The 18846-nt window shown below is 63.5% G+C and carries 21 protein-coding genes and 1 pseudogene; 7 read left to right on the top strand and 15 right to left on the bottom strand.

Going from position 1 to position 18846, the window contains the following annotated elements:
- Positions 1-109: 109 nt before the first annotated feature.
- The 5 genes from O6W96_RS13805 to O6W96_RS13785 all read right to left on the bottom strand — a co-directional run bounded on the left by O6W96_RS13805 (position 110) and on the right by O6W96_RS13785 (position 3778).
- Complete coding sequence (locus O6W96_RS13805; RefSeq protein ID WP_353470110.1) at positions 110-601, bottom strand: ester cyclase; 492 nt, start codon at positions 599-601, stop codon at positions 110-112.
- A gap of 74 nt (positions 602-675) precedes the next feature.
- Positions 676-1422, bottom strand: a complete 747-nt coding sequence (locus O6W96_RS13800; protein ID WP_353470109.1) for an alpha/beta fold hydrolase — start codon at positions 1420-1422, stop codon at positions 676-678.
- 109 nt (positions 1423-1531) lie between these two features.
- Positions 1532-1942, bottom strand: coding sequence for a hypothetical protein (locus O6W96_RS13795; RefSeq protein WP_353470108.1), 411 nt, complete (start codon positions 1940-1942; stop codon positions 1532-1534).
- A 1-nt stretch (position 1943) separates the two neighbouring features.
- Positions 1944-3053: an alkene reductase gene (locus tag O6W96_RS13790; RefSeq protein ID WP_353470107.1), complete on the bottom strand. Its 1110-nt coding sequence runs from the start codon at positions 3051-3053 to the stop codon at positions 1944-1946.
- 5 nt (positions 3054-3058) lie between these two features.
- Complete coding sequence (locus tag O6W96_RS13785; RefSeq protein WP_353470106.1) at positions 3059-3778, bottom strand: hypothetical protein; 720 nt, start codon at positions 3776-3778, stop codon at positions 3059-3061.
- Positions 3779-4040: 262 nt separating this feature from the next.
- Here O6W96_RS13785 and O6W96_RS13780 point away from each other — a divergent pair, with 262 nt between their 5' ends.
- The 3 genes from O6W96_RS13780 to O6W96_RS13770 all read left to right on the top strand — a co-directional run bounded on the left by O6W96_RS13780 (position 4041) and on the right by O6W96_RS13770 (position 7081).
- A complete protein-coding gene (locus O6W96_RS13780) occupies positions 4041-4715 on the top strand; it encodes an RNA polymerase sigma factor (RefSeq protein ID WP_353470105.1) in 675 nt (224 codons plus the stop codon).
- Positions 4712-5716: a FecR family protein gene (locus O6W96_RS13775; RefSeq protein WP_353470104.1), complete on the top strand. Its 1005-nt coding sequence runs from the start codon at positions 4712-4714 to the stop codon at positions 5714-5716. The genes O6W96_RS13780 and O6W96_RS13775 overlap by 4 nt, the downstream gene beginning before the upstream one ends.
- Positions 5717-5794: 78 nt before the next feature.
- On the top strand, positions 5795-7081 hold the full coding sequence (locus tag O6W96_RS13770) for a glycoside hydrolase family 130 protein (protein ID WP_353470103.1): 1287 nt from the start codon (positions 5795-5797) through the stop codon (positions 7079-7081).
- A gap of 97 nt (positions 7082-7178) precedes the next feature.
- Here O6W96_RS13770 and O6W96_RS13765 read toward each other — a convergent pair whose 3' ends face one another.
- The 5 genes from O6W96_RS13765 to O6W96_RS13745 all read right to left on the bottom strand — a co-directional run bounded on the left by O6W96_RS13765 (position 7179) and on the right by O6W96_RS13745 (position 11499).
- Positions 7179-8471 (bottom strand): hypothetical protein, encoded by a 1293-nt coding sequence (locus O6W96_RS13765; protein WP_353470102.1) that lies wholly within the window; start codon positions 8469-8471, stop codon positions 7179-7181.
- 120 nt (positions 8472-8591) lie between these two features.
- On the bottom strand, positions 8592-10094 hold the full coding sequence (locus O6W96_RS13760) for a deoxyribodipyrimidine photo-lyase (protein ID WP_353470101.1): 1503 nt from the start codon (positions 10092-10094) through the stop codon (positions 8592-8594).
- Positions 10091-10288 carry a hypothetical protein gene (locus tag O6W96_RS13755; RefSeq protein WP_353470100.1) on the bottom strand — a complete coding sequence of 66 codons (198 nt, stop codon included), beginning with the start codon at positions 10286-10288 and terminating at the stop codon, positions 10091-10093. Before O6W96_RS13755 ends, O6W96_RS13760 begins: the two co-directional genes overlap by 4 nt.
- Positions 10289-10497: 209 nt before the next feature.
- Positions 10498-10902 (bottom strand): DUF1622 domain-containing protein, encoded by a 405-nt coding sequence (locus O6W96_RS13750; RefSeq protein ID WP_353470099.1) that lies wholly within the window; start codon positions 10900-10902, stop codon positions 10498-10500.
- 33 nt (positions 10903-10935) lie between these two features.
- Entirely contained in the window at positions 10936-11499 is a 564-nt protein-coding gene (locus O6W96_RS13745) for an SOS response-associated peptidase family protein (protein ID WP_435372223.1), read from the bottom strand.
- A gap of 74 nt (positions 11500-11573) precedes the next feature.
- On the opposite strand from O6W96_RS13745, the gene O6W96_RS13740 reads away from it, so the two are divergent.
- On the top strand, positions 11574-12092 hold the full coding sequence (locus O6W96_RS13740) for an SOS response-associated peptidase family protein (RefSeq protein ID WP_353470097.1): 519 nt from the start codon (positions 11574-11576) through the stop codon (positions 12090-12092).
- Between the two features lie 31 nt (positions 12093-12123).
- Here the strand turns inward: O6W96_RS13740 and O6W96_RS13735 are convergent, their stop codons facing one another.
- Positions 12124-12375, bottom strand: coding sequence for a DUF6582 domain-containing protein (locus O6W96_RS13735; protein WP_353470096.1), 252 nt, complete (start codon positions 12373-12375; stop codon positions 12124-12126).
- Between the two features lie 157 nt (positions 12376-12532).
- Between O6W96_RS13735 and dinB the strand changes: the two genes are divergently transcribed.
- Complete coding sequence (gene dinB / locus O6W96_RS13730) at positions 12533-13654, top strand: DNA polymerase IV (protein ID WP_353470095.1); 1122 nt, start codon at positions 12533-12535, stop codon at positions 13652-13654.
- A gap of 255 nt (positions 13655-13909) precedes the next feature.
- On the opposite strand, the gene O6W96_RS13725 is transcribed toward dinB, so the two are convergent.
- The 3 genes and pseudogenes from O6W96_RS13725 to ligD form a co-directional block, all read right to left on the bottom strand.
- Positions 13910-14938, bottom strand: a complete 1029-nt coding sequence (locus tag O6W96_RS13725; RefSeq protein WP_353470094.1) for an ATP-dependent DNA ligase — start codon at positions 14936-14938, stop codon at positions 13910-13912.
- Positions 14935-15738: an exodeoxyribonuclease III gene (gene xth, locus O6W96_RS13720; RefSeq protein WP_353470093.1), complete on the bottom strand. Its 804-nt coding sequence runs from the start codon at positions 15736-15738 to the stop codon at positions 14935-14937. Before xth ends, O6W96_RS13725 begins: the two co-directional genes overlap by 4 nt.
- Positions 15739-15748: 10 nt before the next feature.
- Positions 15749-17557 (bottom strand): annotated as a pseudogene (gene ligD, locus O6W96_RS13715) (DNA ligase D); the annotation flags it as partial.
- Between the two features lie 211 nt (positions 17558-17768).
- Here ligD and O6W96_RS13710 point away from each other — a divergent pair.
- Together O6W96_RS13710 and O6W96_RS13705 are read left to right on the top strand one after the other, a co-directional pair.
- A complete protein-coding gene (locus tag O6W96_RS13710; protein ID WP_353470091.1) occupies positions 17769-17966 on the top strand; it encodes a hypothetical protein in 198 nt (65 codons plus the stop codon).
- 82 nt (positions 17967-18048) lie between these two features.
- Positions 18049-18378, top strand: coding sequence for a hypothetical protein (locus O6W96_RS13705; protein ID WP_353470090.1), 330 nt, complete (start codon positions 18049-18051; stop codon positions 18376-18378).
- Positions 18379-18646: 268 nt separating this feature from the next.
- Here O6W96_RS13705 and O6W96_RS13700 read toward each other — a convergent pair whose 3' ends face one another.
- Positions 18647-18823 (bottom strand): hypothetical protein, encoded by a 177-nt coding sequence (locus O6W96_RS13700; RefSeq protein ID WP_353470089.1) that lies wholly within the window; start codon positions 18821-18823, stop codon positions 18647-18649.
- Positions 18824-18846 lie beyond the last annotated feature (23 nt).

Here is an 18846-nt window from a genome sequence, read left to right as displayed (position 1 = left end):
CACCGGATCATGGCGCGTCGGCGTCGACGGCGTGATGTCGAATTTCCCACCTTTTCGGTCAGGGCACCGGTCAACGTCCCGATCTGCAGCCGAATGGGCCGGGGTCCCGCTACTGGCCGATCTGCTGCATCGCCGCGGTCCAGTTCTCGACATGGTAGGCTGTGGCGAGCTTTCCGTCGCGAACCGTGAACATGTCGATCGAGATGGTGCGGAAGCTCTTACCGGTCGGCTTCGCACCAAAGAGCGGCTGCACCGGCGTGCCCGTGGCCTCGCCCCGGACGACGATGTGATCACCCGAAACCCAGAGCTCTTTGATCGACCAACGAAGGTCGGGAATTACACCACCGAAGTACTTGAAGGCGCCAGCGAGCTGCTCGCGGTTGAGGCACTCGTCGTTGGTCGAGCAGGACCGGTAGTCCGGATTCGTGGCCTTGGCGAGCAGGGCTGGCACGTCCTTCTTCGACGGTTCGTTGAGCGCATCGTAGAGCGGCGCGACGATCGCGCGGGCGGCCGCCTCCGTCAATGCGGCGCGGGGCGCCGCTGTAGCTGCGGTCGACAGGGAAACGACGGCGAGCGCCAGGATGGCGGCTTGGGTCTTCATGATCTTGTTCCTTTACTGAAAGAAAGGGCGGCGCACGGATGGGGGAGACCGTGCGCCGCCAGGCTGCCCCGGGGTTATCGGGCAGCCGTCTCGATCAGCGCTGCGACGGCAGCCGGCTGAGAGATGTAGACCGCATGGCTAGAATCGATCTCGATCGTCTTCGACTGCGACCGCTTGTACATGAAGCGCTCGAGTTCGGGATTGATCGCACGGTCCTTGGTCGCGACAATCGCGAAACTCGGCTTCGACTTCCAGGCCGGCGCCACGGCGTTCGCGGATGCCGCCTTCACCGACAGGAATACCTGCGAACGGGCCATGAAGTTCGCCTGCGCAGCAGGCAGATCGGCGCAGAAGTCCTCGTGGAAGTGGGCGGGATCGATATAGAGGAAGCCGTCCGCGGTCGGCTTCACCGACGTTCCCGCCGATGGCTTGCTCGCGCCTAGCGAGCCCAGGCTTTCGCCGACGTCGGGCTGGAACGCGGCCACGTAGACCAGGCTCTTCACATGGTCGTTGTTGCCTGCACCGGTGATGACCACGCCGCCGTAGCTATGTCCGACCAGCACCGTCGGACCGTCCTGTGCATCCAGCACGCGCTTGGTCGCGGCGATGTCGTCCTCGAGAGAGGTCTCGGGCGGCTGGACGATGCTGACTTTGTACCCGTCCTTCGTCAGGATGGCGGATACGGCCGCCCAGCCCGAACCGTCGGCGAAGGCCCCGTGGACGAGGACGACGTTCTTGACGGTGCCCGCGGGTGCGGCGTGGGCGGGGAGCGTGACGGCCGAGGCCAGGAAGACGGCTGCGAGGCGAAGGTGTTTGGTCATGATATGGTCCTTGTCGTGAGTTGGGAGAAAGTGGGTCGTTCTGCTCGTCGGTGCGCGGCTGGCCGTGACGTGCTCATCTGAGCCAGCCCGACCATCCGACCCGGGATCGTCAGTCTGCCAACGCTGCCGCCTCCTGTGACGCGAGCCGCAGATCCAGCGCCTCGGAGAAGGCCACGGCCTGCTCCATCGGGTAGTGGTAGACGCTGATGTGCCTGATCCTTCCGGATGGCTCGTGAGCGAGCACCGTGGCGCCGCAGACGACGCCCCCGTCGAACTCGCCTTCCCATTCGAGGTACGTCCGGTCTTCGGACCGGACCTCGTGCAGGAAGGAGATGCGATGATACATCTGCCGGGTCGCCTGGAAGAACGTGCGGATCCCGGCCACACCGACGATCGGCTTGAGCGCGACCAGGGCATCGAGGATAGGCTCGGGAACGAACGCGATCGCGAAGGCGTCAAGCGTCTTTCGACTGATGATCTCCATCCACTCGCGGCCTGGTTCGGCACGGGCTGGCGTCATGTCAGATCTCCATCGCGTCGAGGGCGGGATAGTCGGTGTATCCGTGAGCACCGCCGCCATACGCCGTCGTCCGGTCGAATACGTTCAGCGGCAGATTGCGGCGAAGCCGGTCGGGAAGATCCGGGTTCGCGATGAAGGCCCGCCCGAACGCTACTGCGTCCGCGCGTTCCCGCTCGATGACCTGCACCCCGGTTTCTGCGGAGTAGCCTCCCGCGGTGATCATCGGGCCTTCGAACAGTCGCCGGAAGAGCGCGGCGTTGTCGGCACTGTCGACGCTGGCGTCGTCCGCGATGCCCGCCGAGGACGCGCGCGGTTCGATCAGGTGGAGGTACGCGATCCGCAGTGCACTCAACCTGGTGATCACGTAGCTGAAGAGCGCGACAGGATCGCTGTCAGTCAGGCCGCCGAGATTGCCATGGGGAGACAGGCGCACGCCCACGCGCTCGGGACCGATGTCGTCACCGACCTGCTCCACCACGTTCAGCAGGAACCGGGCACGGTTCTCGATCGGGCCGCCGTACTCGTCGACGCGATGGTTGCTGCCGTCCTGCAGGAACTGATCGAGCAGGAAGCCGTTCGCCCCGTGAATCTCTACCGCGTCGAAGCCCGCGTCGACCGCCCGAAGCGCGGCGTCGGCGAAGTCCGTCACGATGAGGGGGATCTCCCAAGATTTGAGGGCGCGGGGCGTCTCGTACGGCAACTTGGTGAAGGTCGGAGAATAGATTTCGCCGGGTGGGGCTACGGCTGAAGGCGCTATCGGCAGACGTCCATCGGCATTGTAGGACGAATGGGACCATCGGCCGTGGTGCACGATCTGCAGTGCGATCCTTCCGCCTGCCGCGTGAACTGCATCGGTGACACGTCGCCATCCGGCCACCTGTGCCCGCGTGTGGATGCCCGGCATCTGCGGATAGCCATGGCCATCGGCCGTGATGGCGGTCGCTTCCGTGACGATCAGACCCGCCGACGCACGCTGCGCGTAATAGTCCGCGGCGATCGGCTGCGGGATGCCTTCCGGAACGGCGCGCAAGCGCGTGAGAGCAGGCATGACCACCCGATTGGGAAGGGTCATCGCGCCGATCTCGAGCGGCTGGAAGAGGAGGTCGTGCATGGCTATCAAGCGAACCGGAAGTCGGTGAAGTCGAGCGATACGAGCAAGGGCTCCTCGACCTTCAGGCCGGCGTCGTCATAGGCGTAGATGCGACGCTTGGCGGGCAGCTTCAGCCCTTGAACGTCCTGATAGTCCGTGGGGTAGTTCGCGCCGGTGGCGCCTTTCAGGATGTCCACCGTGTAGTCGTGGCGACGCATCAGGCCATCGGGGCCGAAATGCGTGATCTGCGTCTTGCAGTGGCTGAGGATGTAGTCGGGGAACGTCACCTGGAGCCGACGCCACTCCTCGCCGTTCTCGAACCACGGCTCGAGTTCCTCGGTCTCGAAGCCGGGGTAGGTGTAGAGGAACGGCGAGGTGAGGTACGTCCAAAGCGCCTCGCTTGCGAAGTAGGCGACGTGCATGCGATCCCAGGGCGACTCGTACGTCTGGCTCTCGAAGGAGGCGACGGGGTCCGCGCGCAGTTCGATCAGCTCTTCCTGGTCAGACTGGATCGAAAGCTGGCCGGCGTCGAATACGCTGTGATTGCGATCACCGCCGAACGGGGAGATCGTCAGCCGCTGCCGCTGGGTGCTGAGTTCGAAGACCTTTCCATGAAGGAGATCAGGCTGCTGCTTGAAGTGCCAGATGGCGCCGTCGATATCCAGATCCACGCGAAGTTCGCTGAACGCGTTCCACCGGTCCAATCCGCCATGTGCATCCACTGCGAAAGCGAGAAGATCGTTCATTGCCATCGGTCTCCGAGTTGCTCGCCACGCTGAGCGTCGAGCTACGTTTTCGATGGTTATTGCTAGGCCCGGGGCGGATTTGGCGTGAGGTCGTAAACCCCACTATTTCGGCCAGACCTCACGAGTCCTAAAATGCGTCTTCTACGTCCTGCGCTACGCCCGTCGGCTACTCTATGCCCACTCGATGAACCTTCGACTTCTTCAGGATCTGACAGTCGCGACGAAGCACCGGGAAATGTTCCTAGCCAAGACGGCATATGGCATGATGCGCACGGACGCGTTTTCGCAACCGACGGCGGTCCAGTCTTCCGCGCGCAGCGTCGCGGCACGTCAGCCCGCTATTGCCCTTCGGCGTGCGAGCCCGCACGGTCGACGCGAGATGACCATACCCGAAGACCTGAACCGGCCTGGGCACAAGTGTGCCGATGAAGCCCGGGCGACCGAGGCGTTCGGCAACAGGTCGAACGCACTTCGCTCCGCGCTCACCCGCTTCTTCTCAAGCCGCGGCATTGTTCCGACCGAGATCGACGACCTCGTCCAGGACGTGTTCCTGCGCGTCGTTCGTCGCGGCTCCCTGAGCGCGCTGGACAATGTCGAGGCCTACGTCTTCACCACTGCGCAGAGCGTTCTCACGGATCGAGGACGGCGGCGTGCGACCCGCCTGGTCGACAAGCACGTCAGCTTTCATCCCGACGTGCACGGCGGCGAGGACCTGGGTCCCGACCGCATCGCGGCCGGAAGGCAGCAGCTCAGTGCCACGACCCGTGCGCTGATGGAGTTGCCGGAGCGAGCCCGGCAGGTCTTCATCCTTCGTCGACTGGAAGGAATGGCGTTCGGCGAGATCGCACTGCGGCTCGGCATCTCGCTCAGTTCGGCCGAGAAGGACATGCAGCAAGCCGTCCGCCATGTCGTTGCGCGCGCGGGAGAGGCCCAGTGAACGAGAACCCGAAAATGGCGCATGCCGACGAGAACGCGGCGTTGTGGCTTTTCCGGCACGACGTCGGACTCTCCGTCCAGGAGACGCAGGAATTCGCCGACTGGCTTGCCTCGTCCGATGAGAATACCGCCGCGTGGGTCCGCGCCAACGCCGTGCTCGATTCCATCGGACTCGACGACGATCCGTTCCTCGACGCGATGCGTACCGATGCACTCGCCGCCCGACCGCGACGCTTCAGTGCGTCGCGCATCGCGCGCGTCGCTATCTCTGGCGCCGCAGCGCTCGTCGTCGGCACGATCGGCGTGCTCAGCTGGCAATCGATGGATCATGGCCGCCCGCTTGGCGGATCGAGTCCCGTCGTTGTCGCGTCGACGGTGTCGAACTACGAGACCGCCGGTGACGTGCGGACGGTTCAGCTGCCTGACGGAAGCCAAGCGATCCTGAACCGCCAGACCCACCTGACGATCGCCTTCTCGGACCGCCGACGCGATCTGCGCGTCGTTCGCGGAGAGGCGCTGTTCGACGTGCGACACGACGGCCGGGGGTTCGTGGTGCGTGGCGGCGACACGACGGTCACTGCCACCGGCACGCGCTTCGCGGTGCGTGTGCTTCCGCGGTCGGTCGTCGCCACACTGGAGCGTGGCAGCGTGACCGTCGGGCGGGACGGAGATGCAAGGACCGTGGCGCTCGTACCCGGCCAGCAACTCGTGTCGACGGTCGGAAAGCCGATGCAGGTGAGCGACGCCAACCCCGAGGCGACCCTGCCGTGGGTGGTGACGTACGAGCGCTTCAACGACACGCCCCTGGACGTCGCTGTCGCCAGGATGTCGGCGCATTCCAAGCGCCCCATGAGGGCTGTCGGCCAGGCCGCGCACCTCCTGATCAGCGGCCGCTTTCGTTCGGACGATCCGGACGGCTTCATCGTCGCGGTCACGATGACCCTGCCGGTCCGGCAGCGTCGGGCGAAGGACGGCGCGATCGAACTGGTCGGGCGACGCTAACCGTCTGCGGAAACGTGGTTGCCGTTGCAAAGAATTCGGGAAACCGCGCCGGTCTTCATGGCGCAAAGAGGATTAGAAATGACAGAGCGCGCAGAGGTGGATTTCTACGATGTCGTTCTGAAACCCGATCCCTCCCGCACCGTCGTCCGACCGTTCGAACCGGGTTATCCCACGGGGTTCGACAAAGGGCGCACGCGCACGGAGGAAACCATCGATCTGATCCTGGGCCTCGACGTGGAGGAACTCGAGCGTCAGCTCGCCGGCGTCACGGCCTCGCTCGACGAGAACCACCGCAACGTCGACGAGACGCTGCTGCGGCGTTTCGGCGAACTTGCCGACCGCATCCCTGCCGCGTCGAGTATGTCAATTGAGCAGCAACGCCTGATCGGCGCGTACTTCAGCCAGGAATATGCCTACGAGGCCGCTGCGCTCTTCAATCCCAGCGCCGTGCCGCATCCGGATCAATCCGGGCTCGCTGCCGGTGCGGTTCGCTTCGTGCTATCGCTGCGCGGCGTCGGCGAGGGTCACGTATCCTCCGTAACCTTCAGGACGGGGGTCTGGACGCCGGGGGGCGACCTGACGATGGACGATCCCGGCTCGACGTCGGTGCCACCGATCATCGTTCCTCGCGATGATGACGATGGCGCCGTCCATCTTGACTGCGGCGGGTCTCGGAGCATATCCGAGACGGTGCTGTTCCCAACGCTGCCAAGCCAGAGGCAGGGCATCGAGGACATGCGCCTCGTACGCTTCGTGGAGGATGACGGACAGGCTACCTACCACGGCACCTACACTGCATTCAGCGGGGCTGAGGCGCGTTCCGAACTACTCACGACCAGGGACTTCAAGGCGTTCGAGATGCGGGCACTTGCCGGCGAGGTCGCCAGCGCCAAGGGCATGGCCCTGTTTCCCCGCCGGATCGACGGCCGGTACGTGACGCTCGGCCGGCAGGACAACAAGAACATCTGGCTGAACGCCTCGGATGATCTCCTCCACTGGAACAGCGGCTCGAAGCTGATCGAGCCCCGCTACCCCTGGGAGTTCGTGCAGATGGGCAACTGTGGCTCGCCGATGGAAATCGACGAGGGTTGGCTCGTGCTCACCCACGGCGTCGGCACCGTGCGCAACTACTGCATCGGCGCATGCCTCCTCGAGAAGCATGATCCATCGAGACTCCTGGCACGGACGCCGCGACCGGTACTTGCCCCCAGCCCGCATGAGCGGGACGGCTACGTGCCCAACGTCGTCTACACCTGCGGTGCACTGCTCAGCGGCCGCACGCTGCTGCTACCCTACGCCGTTGCGGACAGCTTCTCCGCGTTCGGATCCTTGTCCGTCGACAACCTACTCACCTGCATGGAGTAGCAGGCGAAACAGCGACGGGGACATTGCTATGTCGTCTGGTCAGGGGGCGTCCGGTATCGTTCCGGACCGCCTGCGCAACCAACCCAGTACGTGCAACTCATCGTCGGTCTCGCCATAATCGATTCTCGAAGAACTTCTCTGCAGTGCCGTCAGCCAGCAAGGCCTCGATTTGAAAAGCGGCCTGCAAGACCGGCCCCATCTCCATCTCCTGATCGATTTCGCCACGACGCTCATCGAGTTTGCGTCCCAGAATTTCGGCCGATTCCTTCCAGTAGTCCGTTCCAGTAATCTCGGCATGCAATTCCATGCCGCGAGCCAACCGCTTGCCACCGTCCTGCTCGCTAAGACTCGGACAGGCGCGACAGAACTCGTATAGCTTCTCATCACTGGTTGCCAGCCAAGCGTCATGCTTGGCATCTTCCCAAATAAACTGGCTTCTCGTATTATTTACCGCATCTAAGGTAGTAATAAGCGCGATGTCATTAGCACCATTCAGAGATATTCGCTTTATCACCTCGTCCGCTGGCAGATTTTTTGCGACGCTCTTTTTTATCTTTACAAAATTGTTTACAAGAGAAACCTTTCGCTTCCTAACTAGCTCATTTATACCCACTTCGGAGGAAAAGACATATCGTGCTACGAATACCTCTTTCAAACTTATTAGGTTGAGAACCTCAGCGCAGTAATCAATATAACAATTAAACTTGTCTGTAGGTGCAAGGTGCCTAATTCGATGTACTACATTTATAGCCAGTAAGCACGCATATGAAACCGATCTTAATTCCTGCCTATCGCGAGGGAGTTCGGCAAACTTTTCAAGATCGACACTTTCACCGGTGAAAGGTGAAGTGACTTTATCCGGATCGTATCCCAATTTCGGAAGATAGTACTTCACAAACCTATTGAACGCAACCTCGACAGGTGCTCTTCGCGCTGGTGGCAACTCTTGATAAGCAGCTGCTGGAGAAATAAAGACACCGTACTTTGCATTTTTTGCAACCATTCTGGCAAAATGGATAATGCCAGCTTCGGTGAGCTTAGCATGTGGCTGCTTCGTTCGGTACGCACCTTCGATCTCAACCATAACATTAGTATCAAGTATGATACTTGTTTGACGACCTAAACCAAAGTTACTAATTACCGCATCTCTGTCAAAGTCAACCAACTCGGGGTAGCTTTCAGAGAACCGAAAAACGCGTAGCATCAATATCTCTCGTGTTTGCCAAAATTCGCCCTGATACCTATCGGTAAATCGGTAAACAAAACCCGTCGGCTTTTTCCGCGTGAGAGTTGCTGAAAGCAAACCGTTTAGGCAATCCTCAGGGATGGGCTCCTCGCCCGCCGTCTCCGTTCGAGCGAACGGCAGTAATGAACAGCTAGCAGCGATCATTATGAAATGGATGCATGCACGGACAGAACCTTTTGACTGGCGCCCGAAAGCGCGGCTCCGCTTCCCATACTTTGCAGGAGAGAGGCCGATCGCGGGTCGGCACCAAATGGGCCGCACCGTTCACGCCGATAGCGGATCCAACTTAATCGTCGTCTCGCCAGTCAGGTACGGATCGACCGGCGCCACCGTTGGAACAGATACCATTGGGACCGGCCGCGATGCGGCGCCCGCGAGCCACGCGTCGCCGCCGTCCCTATGCCGGGTGGAACCGTCACTGCGCGTCGCTACGCGACCGTAGATCGGACGCTCGCGATCGGCGGGCGAGCCGGCAAACATCGCGGCGATGTTGCCGTAGGTGCTCGGATCACGGCCGTCGAGGCTGAGCCGATCGTTGAGATAGCAGGCGGTCGTCCACGCCGCCTCGGGACTGGGCGTCATCGCGATGATCCGCTTGCACCAGTACATGCGAAGGTTGTTGTGCATCCAACCCTCGGCCAGGAACTGCCGCTGACACGCATTCCACGTCTCGTCCCGCGTCTCGCCTTTCAGCATGTCGGCAAGCGTTTCGTGGTCGGGTCGAGGGTCAGCCGTATGGCCGGCCAACGTCTGCCGTGCCCAGCCCGCGATCCGATCGTATCGCTCGGGCACGTCCAGATGCCTTGCCTGATGGTGAAACCATTCGCGCCAGCCAAGGAGCTCGTCGGCGAACTTCCGCTTGTGCTGTGCACCTGCGACGGAACCGTTCACTGCAGCCATGACCTCGCGAGGACCAAGTACGCCGAAGTGCAGGTAGGGTGAGAGACCGCTCGCGCCGTCGGCGCGCGTGGCGTCGTTTCGGACGGATGCATAGCCGGGCAGTACGTCCGCAACCAACCGCGCCAGCCGTTCCTCCGCTGCCGTCCGACCTGCCGGATGCATCGACGTCACCGGCAGAGAATGGTCGATGTCCAAGCGGCCGATCAGGGTATCCAGGTCGTCGTGGCCGAACGTGTCGGCCGTGAACGGCAAGTGTTCGGCATAAGGCTCTACATGTGGGACCTCCTGATCCCAGACCGCCCAAGCGGCACGCGCCGGCTCATGGATGCGAAGAAAGGCTGTGCGGCTTTGCACGTCGGGCCCGATGATGGCGGGCGGGACCAGGCATGCGGCGTTCACGGCGAAGACCGGCACCTCGACCCGTGCCGCCACGCGCTGGGACTGCCAGCGTGCAACGAAGGTCGGCTGGTCTTCCAACACGATCGCTGCGGCGTCGGCTCCGAGCCGGTACACCAGACCTTTCTCACGTCGCTCGGCACGGTCGATGTGCTGGACACAAGCCAGGCCGCGTAGGCGACACCCCTCAGCGAGATCGATGCTCGCGCCCAGGATGAAGCGGTGCAACCGGTCGGAGGCATACGGATAGTCCTCTCTGACGCCGTGGTAGACCAGCACCGGCAGCCGCAGCGCGTTGCCTAGACGAATGGCCGCGTCGATAGCGGGGTTGTCGTAAGCGCGCAGGGCCTGCTGAAGCCAGCACAGTACATACCGACCGTTCGCAGCTAGGCTGCGGTCGTTCAACACCCGCACGCGCGGCGCCTGCTGCCAGTCGGAAAGACCGTCGGGTAGGTCGAGTGGCGTGGTCATAGACTCAGGTTGCGCCTTTGCATCTCGGCCGAAGAGATCCTTCCCAGCGTGGTGTTCGCATCGTCCGAGAATATATCGGCCAGATCGAGCAGATCCTCGTTCTGAAGATCTCCAATCGACTTCGTCACCTCGGCCAAGAGCCTGACAGCTTGCTCGCCTTCGGCGGCCTTCTTCCTATTCCGTGTCTTCAGCATCCCCGGCGGGTAGCAGGATCGGATCGCCGATGGCAGCGCCGGATAACGCGCAGCAGATCCTGATTGTCGCCCAACGCAATTACCGACGACCCTTCCACCACCTGCCGATCGGCGAAATCACGGCAGGTCTCCCACAACGAGGTTAGGCTGCGCTGGACCATCCAAAACCTGTTTCAAGGCGGACGGAGCCGGCAGTGTAATCGCGCGTCTTAGGACGTTGAGTTGGTTGGCGATGAACGGTCCTCCCGGACGCCACGATCCCGGCCGGCGCGCCGCCAGGGCCAGCAACCCTCGATCTCGGTCTCCAGAGAGAAGCTGAGGAAGGTGCGGATCATGACGATGCCACCAAGGAGGGCGACGCTCTCGAACGTGAGCGGTGCGGTGATCGTCGAGATGATGTCCGCCCCCACCAGCAGCTCGAGCCCGAGCAGGATGCCGCGGCCAAGGTTGGACCGGCACGCTTGGTAGGCGGCCTGCCAGTCACCACCTCGAAACCCTGCCCGAACGAACAGGAAGGCGGCCAGCACGACGCCGCCGATGATGATCCCGACCCCGAACAGTTCGAGGAGCTTGGCGAGATGATCGACGAAGGCGTGGGCGACTTCGGTGTTCAAATGGATACTCCCGTTCCGCTACGCGTACCCATCCTAGCCGACCTGAACGACGTTGAGGGTTCCGGCCGGCAGTGTTCGAATGATGCTTGCAGCCGGCACGGTAGGGTCCAGCCAGTCGGCCCACTGGCTGCGATCGAGCACCGCGATCTGCCGATCGTGGTACGGCGCGATGTCCGGTCCCGGAGGCATCGTCAGCATCGTGAACGCCTCCCCCACATCCGGCGTACTGCGCCAGATCCCCGCGATGCAGAAGATCGGTTCGTCCCGCTTGGTGAAGAGCCACTTGTCCTTGAGCTTCTTCTTCGAATCGGCGGGCTTCGTAAATTCGTAGAAGCCGTCCGCCACGATGAGGCAACGGCCGTTGATAAAATCGCGGCCATCGGAGCGGAAGTTGTACACCGGCTTGCCGGTCGGACCGGGCCAGCTCCAGCGTCGCTGCACCAGGTCCCCCACACCGCGACCGCCAGCGGTGCGGACAATGACGCCGGGGTCGGTGATCTTGATGTCGGCACGCGCCTCGACGTTTGGAACGCCTTCCGAGAATTCGATCCTGATCTTCAGATCGGCAAAGTCCTCGGCGATCGAGGCGATGTCCACTTCCAGACGGTAGTCGTTGCACACGGTTCAACACCCCTGCTTGCGGGTCCCGATCGTTTCCCTAAGTTTTGACCATGGACCCGAAGCCGACGCCCTTCAATTCGGACGCTCCGCTCGGTGATCGCCGCGTCATCGTCCGACGAAACCCCAGCGACGGTCGAGAAGTCGAGTTGGTTGAGGCGACCTGGGGATCCGACCCCCGGTTCGGCGCCGGCGGGTCATATCGCTTCATTCGTTCGGAAGGGCGGTCATTCCCAAACCACCGGTGCCTGATCGCGGCTTCCGAATTCCATATCGCGGCCGGTGCCAAGCGCTACCGTGTCGCCCTCGACGGTGGAGACTTCTTCTACCTGGCCGGGATCTGGGACCCGGCGGTGGCCGGATGGCCACTCAGCTACAGGATCGTTACCGTTCCAGCGAACCGCGAGGTTGCGCGCCATCAGGACCGACACGGGGCCATCATTCCGCGCCGACAGGTGATGCAGTGGCTGGACCTCACGGTGCCTGAGTCCGAACTGCTGGCGACGCCGCCTGATCGAACCTTTCTCGTAGAGGAGATCGGCGCCGGGCAACAGGCGACGCTCGCCTTCTAGCGCTGCGGTATCAGTCGTTGACCATGCCCGATCACTTTCCGATCTCGCGCCAGCCCTTCTCGCTGACCTCTACGTCGAACTTCTTCGCTGCGGCCTTGATCCGCTTCCACGCCGCATCCCGCTCATCATCGGTGACGTCCTTCACCTGATTGAACCGGGCGATGGCGTTCCGAACGTGGCTGGCGTTCTCGAGCGGCTCCTTCTCCTGCTCGGGAAAGGCGAACGATCCCTTATCCAGCTTCTTACGGTCCTTCGTGCTCAGCTCGGTCATCACCGTCTCCATCGCGTTGCAATGGTCAAACGCATGACGGGCGCAGTCGATCAACAGGCACTTGGCCGATTTCGGCAGCCGTTCGCCAACGGGTTCGAACTCCACATTTCAGGACACGCCGGACGAGGTTGGTGTTCTCACTATGTTCGGCATATGCTAGTCTCGGGGCATGACAGTCGAGCCAGCCGTTCGGAAGGTGATCCACGTCGACATGGACGCCTTCTTCGCGTCCGTGGAACAGCGGGACGACGCCTCGCTCAGGGGCAGGCCGGTGGCCGTGGGTCACGGCGCGTCGCGCGGCGTGGTCGCCGCCGCAAGCTACGAGGCGCGCAAATTCGGAGTCCGGTCAGCCCTGCCGTCCGTCACTGCCATGAGGCGCTGCCCGGAGTTGGTGTTCGTGCCGCCCCGCTTCGAGGTGTACCGCGCCGTTTCAGCACAGATCCACACGATCTTCGCCGAGTTCACCGATCTGATCCAGCCGCTCTCGCTGGACGAGGCCTATCTCGACGTGACCGCCAACCGCCGCGAGATGCCTACGGCCTGGCTCACCGCAAAGGCGATACGCGCCCGCATCCTGGAGGAGACCGGGCTCACCGCGTCGGCCGGCATCTCTTACAACAAGTTGCTGGCCAAGCTGGCATCCGATCACCGCAAGCCCAACGGCCAGTTCGCGGTCACGCCGGACATGGGCGCGGCGTGGATCGAGACGTTGCCCGTTTCCCGCTTCCACGGCGTCGGCCCGGTCACCGCCGACAAGATGAAACGGCTTGGCATCGAGACGGGCGCCGACCTGCGCGCACAGTCCCTCGCGTTCCTGCAACAGCACTTCGGCAGTTCGGCCGACTGGTATCACGCTATCGCGCGAGGCGAGGACCACCGGCCGGTCAACCCCAACCGGGTACGGAAGTCTTCTGGCACAGAAACCACGTTCCGCGCGGACCTTACCGCTGACGTCGACATAGAGGCCGGCGTGCTCAGGATGGCTGACGACGTCTGGTCCTGGTGCGCGAAGCGGCAGGCCTTCGGGCGGACCGTGACCGTCAAGGTGAAGTACGCGGACTTCCAGCAGATCACCCGCAGCCGGAGCCGGCCGACCGCGATCACCTCGGAGGCCGAACTCCGGTCCATCAGCCTCGAACTCGTACGGTCGGTCCTTCCCACCACGAAACCGATCCGACTTGTGGGCGTGACCGTCTCGAACTTCGAGGGCGGTTCGCCCTCGAGCGCACCCGAATTGTTCGACGCGGCTCCGATCCCGGTCTGCGCCCCTATCGAGATGGCGATCTCGTGACGCGGCGAACGGTGGCGAGAAGGGCTGGCCGCGATTACACGGCTCGAAGAGCGGGCGCAGCGTTTCGAGCGATCACGTCCGGACTTCGGCAGTGGACCGTATCGACGTCGAGGGACGCGACTTGCATTTGGTGACGGCAGGCGCTTGTTCGGCTGGATGACGGTGTCAGGCCAATGCCGGTGCTGCTGCCGAACCGCGCCCTCTCACAGCGGCGACCAAGGACAACCAAAGGATACTCGTCGCCAAGTTGGGCGACTAGCCGATATCGGCGAGGTCCGATGGACGGAGTGCGTAGTCGAGTTGCTCCATTCGGCATTGTCGGGGCGCCTTGTCCGGGCGCCATCGTACGAGACCGGTGCCATGGCGGAAGCGACCGCTGGTCACCTGATCATAGCTGACCTCGACGACGAGTTCCGGCTTGAGCGGAAGCCACTCGCTCTCCTTGCCTCCGTTCCAACGGCTCGGACCGCCCGGTGCCTTACCGGTGAAGCCGGGCGGCTCGATCAGCGCCTCCAGCGTCCTGGTCAGTTCGGCGCGGTCCTGCTTTGCCAGCGCTGATGTAAACCCGACGTGGTTGAGAAGGCCCGCGTCGTCATGCAGTCCGAGCAGCAGCGATGCGACGAGTGATCCATCCTTCGCCCGGCGGAAGCCGCCGACGACGCAGTCGGCGGTCCGGTGCTGCTTCACCTTCAGCATCGCGCGCTCCCCGGCACGGTATGCCCCGTCGAGCGGCTTCGCGATCACGCCGTCGAGGGCGCCACCGCTCGCGGCGAGCCATGCCTGTGCAGCAGCCAGGTCGGGCGCGCGCGGTGAGAGCAGCAGCATTGCGGTCCCATCGACCGCATGGAACCGCTCGAGCGCCGCACGACGATCAGCGAGCGGCTGGTCGCTCAGCGGGACACCGTCCAGGGCGAGGCAGTCGAACAGCATCAGTTGCGCCGGCGTCTCGCTGGACAGCCGACGGATCCTGCTCTCCGCGGGATGGAGGCGGGCCTGCAGCGTGTCGAACGACAATACCCCGGCGATGGGGAGGATGAGTTCACCGTCCAGGGCATAGTCGCCGCAGGCGGTGTCGTGCAGCGCGGCGACGATCTCGGGGAAGTAGCGGGCGAGCGACTTGCCCGACTTCGACCGTAGCTCGACGTGCCCGCCTAGTCGCGATGCGATCGCCCGGAAGCCGTCCCACTTGGGCTCGTATTGCCAACCGGCTTCCGTCGGCAGCGCATCGACGAGCTTCGCCTCCATCGGTTCGGTGCCGGCAAGGGGATGCGGCTTGTCCGTCATGCTCGCTGCTTCCGCTTCCGCTTCGGCTTGTCCGCAAGCTCGATCCAGACCGGTGCGTGATCGCTGGTCTTCTCCCAGCCGCGCACGTCATGGTCGACCTGAGCATCGACGAGGCGGTCGGCGAGCGCGGGGCTCAACAGGAGATGGTCGATCCGCAGGCCGGCATTGCGACCATAGGCGTTCCGGAAGTAGTCGAAGAAGGTGTAGATCGTCTCGTCCGGGTGGATCGTGCGTAGCGCGTCGGTCCAGCCCCGACCGGTCAAACGGAAGAACGCCTCGCGCACCTCCGGCGCGAACAGTGCGTCCTCCAGCCAGCGCTCGGGCTTGTAGACGTCATCCTCGGTCGGCATCACGTTGAAGTCGCCGGCCAGCATCACGGGCAGGTCGCTCTCGAGCAGCCCCGCCGCATGCTCAATCAGCCTGTCGAACCAGCGCATCTTGTATTCGAACTTGGGACCTGGGCGGGGATTGCCGTTCGGCATGTACAGCCCGCCGATCAGGACGCCGTTCACGGCCGCCTCGATGTAGCGGCTCTGCGCGGGGTCGGGATCGTCGGGCAGCCCCCGCCGGGTCTCGTGTATCTCACCCACGCGGCTGAGCATCGCGACACCGTTCCAGCTCTTCTGACCGTGCCAGATGGCGTCGTAGCCAAGGTCGCGGATTGCCGCCTCCGGGAACTTCTCCTGCGGCGCCTTCAGCTCCTGCAGCACCACGACATCGGGCTGGCTCTCGGACAGCCAGCGCAGCAGGACGGGCAGTCGCCCGTTCACGCCGTTCACGTTGTAGGTGGCGATCTTCACGACACGCTCGTCACAGGTTCGGAAGCACCTGGTCAGCGCGCCCCCACCCGGTCAACGCCTTCGACGCCGCCCGCTCCAAGAGTTCCGCGGCATCGCCGATGTGATAGCGGTTCGGGGCGGCGATCGTCTCCATCTCCTTCCACGTGATCGGTGCCGCCACCGGCGCATTCTCGCGGGCGCGCACCGCGTAGGGCATCACCGCCGTCGCGCCGCGCTGGTTGCGAAGGTAGTCGACGAAGATGCGACCCTTGCGCTGCGCCTTCGGCAATGCCGCGGTGAAGTTCTCGGGATCGCTCTGCGCGACGGCCTGCGCCAGACGATGGGCGAAGTCCTTTACCTCGGTCCATTCCGCCTGCGGCACCAGCGGAGCGATGACGTGCACGCCCTTACCCCCGGTCACCATGGGGAATGTCTCGAGACCGATCTGCTCGAGGATGTCGCGAAAGTGGAACGCGGCCGTGCGGACGGCCTCGAAGTCGAGCCCCTCATCAGGGTCGAGGTCGAAGACGAGCCTGTCGGCCTTCTCGACGTCCTCGATCCTGGCACCCCAGCCGTGGAACTCTATCGTGCCCATCTGCACACACGTCAGCAGCCCATCGGCGGTGTCTATGAACAGGTACGGCTCCTCGTGCCCATCCTTCTCCATGATCCCGACGTGCTTCACCGTGTCGCCGAAGCTGCCGGCGTCGTGCTTCTGGAAGAAGCACTTCTTGGCGCGTCCCTGCGGGCAGCGAACCAGGCTCACCGGCCGGCTGCCGACCCAGGGGAGCATGATCGGTGCAACGGCGGCGTAATAGTCGGCTAGCTGGCCCTTGGTGATGCTCGATTCGGGAAAGATCACGCGGTCCGGGTTGCTGACCTTCACCCTGGAGACGGCCGGCGCCGCGATCTCAGCCACAGGCTGCTCGACCTCGAGCACTACGGCCTCGGCCTTCTTGTCGGCACGCAGGCCGAGATAGCTGGGATGCCGCAGCGTGCCCTCGTTGGTCATCTCGGTGTAGGCGATCTCCGCAACGAGCTTCGGCTTGAGCCAGTGTGCGCCACGCACCTCCGACCGCGGCGCCTTCACCGTCGCGGTCGGCTGCTCGAGTGGACCCATCGTCTCCATCAGCCGCACGATCTCGTCGTTGCCGAACCCCGTCCCGACCTTGCCTGCATAGCGCAGCACGCCGTCTTCATGGATGCCGAGGATCAGCGACCGGAAGAGTCGCGACTTGTCCGACGGCGTCCAGCCGACGACGACGAACTCCTGCCGCTTGATGCACTTGGTCTTCAGCCAGCCGCCGGAACGCGAGCCGATGTAGCGCCCGTCCTTCTTCTTCGAGATGACACCCTCAAGCCCGGCATCGCAGAAGTCGTGCAACAGCCTCTCGCCATTGCCCTCGATGTGCTCGGAGTACCGGACGCGGTGGCTTCCTTCCGGCAGGATCTCGCGGAGCTTCGCCTTCCGTTCGGTCAACGGCAGCCCCGTCAGGTCCTCTCTGTCGAGCTCGAGGAGGTCGAACGCCACATAGTCGATGCTCGCGGGCGCTCCCTTCAACGCGCCCTGCAACGCCTGGAAGTTCGAGCGGCCGTCCGCTTCAATGACGACGGCCTCCCCGTCGAGCAGGGCGGATCGGACGTTCAACACGCTGGCCTCAGCGACGACGTCGGCGAACCTGTCCGACCAGTCGAGGCCCGATCGGGTGTACGCCCGTGCGGAGCCTCCCCCGACGGCGACCAGCAGGCGGTAGCCGTCGTACTTCATCTCGTGAAGCCAGTTGTCACCCGCTGGTACGGTATCGACCAGTGTCGCAAGCTGCACGGGCTGGAACGGTGGCGGCCTCAACTGTGCAGCGGCACGAGGACCCTTCTTCGTGCCGCCCCGACTGCTTGGCGAGGGTGTCTGAGTGCGCGCCATGCAAGGAAGACTCATTCGATGACCACTCGTTCCACCAACCGGCGTTCTGGTTGAGTTCGATCATCATGGACTGCGCTTTGGTGGTCCAGGACTTGGCGAGTTGGCAGGGGCTCGATCACATCACATCCTGATGTTCAGCCTGACCGGCCCCAAGAACGCCGAAATAGGTGACGCTGAAAGGCGGCTTGGGACGATTGGCAGTCCCCGTGCTCGGCAGATCTCGATAGGCGGCAAGATCGTCGCCACCCAGGCTGTTCCGCGCGAAGTCGAAGAGGCTGAGTACGCCCCGATCATCGTGCTGCCGCCCACTTCCCTCAGGCTGACGTAGACAACGGCCTCACATCATCGCATCGGCGAGCGTGCAATCCTACCTACGAACCGATGTGCAAAACCGTAGAGACGAGAATATCATGAACCCTCTCATTCGCCCGCTCGCGCTGGCCTCAGCCGCCTCGCTCGTCCTCGTCGCATCGCAGGCCTTCGCATCGAGTGACGCCGCGTGGGGAGAGTTCAATCAGCGCGTGACGCGTAGCTGTGTCGCGGCAAGCGGCATCCGCAACGCGCGGGCGTCCGTGATCGTCGGGTTTGACGATCGTGTCGGCAAGGTCGCGCAACTGATATCCGACCGTACGCGGGGATCGACGTTGAGCAAACTGTGCCTTTACGACAAACGGACGCGCACCGCCTTCGTCGACGAGGCGGACATGTGGTCGGCACCGCCGGCACCGAGCCATCGGTAGCGGTTGGGCGCGGACGTGTCCGGACTCGCCGTTTCGTGCGGGATGTCAGGCCGCACGCGTTCGGCCCAGCACCAATCCCCGTCCGACGTAACTACGAAAGCATAGGCGTTCGTCGGGCGATGCAGTTCGGGCTGCGCAAGCAGCGCTCCAAGTGCCGGGTAATCCTTGCATCGACGATTTCCAGGATGGCATCGGCGCGGCGTTAGCTGCCGGTATCGGAACGCCGATGCTGGCATTCCGGCAACACCGCCGCCCGCAACATCACCATCTACAGCTTGGCCGCCGCCAGTTCGCGCGATGGTTCGCTGATCGTGGGATTGGCCATGCTGATGAGGGCAGCGTGCCAGACCCCGCGATGGAGCCAGACCATTCCGACGGTCCGGCCCCCTCTAACGACGTCGTACAGTTCCGTGACGCCTGGAACGCGAACAAACTGATCAGCCACCGGCAAACTCATCCTTGAGTCTC

It is taken from the genome of Sphingomonas faeni (genome assembly GCF_040407495.1).
GTDB lineage: Bacteria > Pseudomonadota > Alphaproteobacteria > Sphingomonadales > Sphingomonadaceae > Sphingomonas > Sphingomonas faeni_D.
This window is presented reverse-complemented; position numbering and strand designations above follow the sequence as displayed.

Excerpts from the sequence above, each read along its gene's own strand:
- O6W96_RS13760 (WP_353470101.1), bottom strand. The coding sequence starts at position 10,094 with ATGACCACGCCACTCGACCTACCCGACGGTCTTTCCGACTGGCAGCAG.
- O6W96_RS13725 (WP_353470094.1), bottom strand. The coding sequence starts at position 14,938 with ATGACGGACAAGCCGCATCCCCTTGCCGGCACCGAACCGATGGAGGCG.
- O6W96_RS13765 (WP_353470102.1), bottom strand. The coding sequence starts at position 8,471 with ATGATCGCTGCTAGCTGTTCATTACTGCCGTTCGCTCGAACGGAGACG.
- O6W96_RS13740 (WP_353470097.1), top strand. The coding sequence starts at position 11,574 with ATGGACCCGAAGCCGACGCCCTTCAATTCGGACGCTCCGCTCGGTGAT.
- O6W96_RS13805 (WP_353470110.1), bottom strand. The coding sequence starts at position 601 with ATGAAGACCCAAGCCGCCATCCTGGCGCTCGCCGTCGTTTCCCTGTCG.
- dinB (WP_353470095.1), top strand. The coding sequence starts at position 12,533 with ATGACAGTCGAGCCAGCCGTTCGGAAGGTGATCCACGTCGACATGGAC.
- O6W96_RS13705 (WP_353470090.1), top strand. The coding sequence starts at position 18,049 with ATGAACCCTCTCATTCGCCCGCTCGCGCTGGCCTCAGCCGCCTCGCTC.
- O6W96_RS13710 (WP_353470091.1), top strand. The coding sequence starts at position 17,769 with ATGTTCAGCCTGACCGGCCCCAAGAACGCCGAAATAGGTGACGCTGAA.
- O6W96_RS13790 (WP_353470107.1), bottom strand. The coding sequence starts at position 3,053 with ATGCACGACCTCCTCTTCCAGCCGCTCGAGATCGGCGCGATGACCCTT.
- O6W96_RS13755 (WP_353470100.1), bottom strand. The coding sequence starts at position 10,288 with ATGCTGAAGACACGGAATAGGAAGAAGGCCGCCGAAGGCGAGCAAGCT.
- O6W96_RS13800 (WP_353470109.1), bottom strand. The coding sequence starts at position 1,422 with ATGACCAAACACCTTCGCCTCGCAGCCGTCTTCCTGGCCTCGGCCGTC.
- O6W96_RS13770 (WP_353470103.1), top strand. The coding sequence starts at position 5,795 with ATGACAGAGCGCGCAGAGGTGGATTTCTACGATGTCGTTCTGAAACCC.
- O6W96_RS13735 (WP_353470096.1), bottom strand. The coding sequence starts at position 12,375 with ATGGAGACGGTGATGACCGAGCTGAGCACGAAGGACCGTAAGAAGCTG.
- O6W96_RS13795 (WP_353470108.1), bottom strand. The coding sequence starts at position 1,942 with ATGACGCCAGCCCGTGCCGAACCAGGCCGCGAGTGGATGGAGATCATC.
- O6W96_RS13780 (WP_353470105.1), top strand. The coding sequence starts at position 4,041 with ATGATGCGCACGGACGCGTTTTCGCAACCGACGGCGGTCCAGTCTTCC.
- O6W96_RS13785 (WP_353470106.1), bottom strand. The coding sequence starts at position 3,778 with ATGAACGATCTTCTCGCTTTCGCAGTGGATGCACATGGCGGATTGGAC.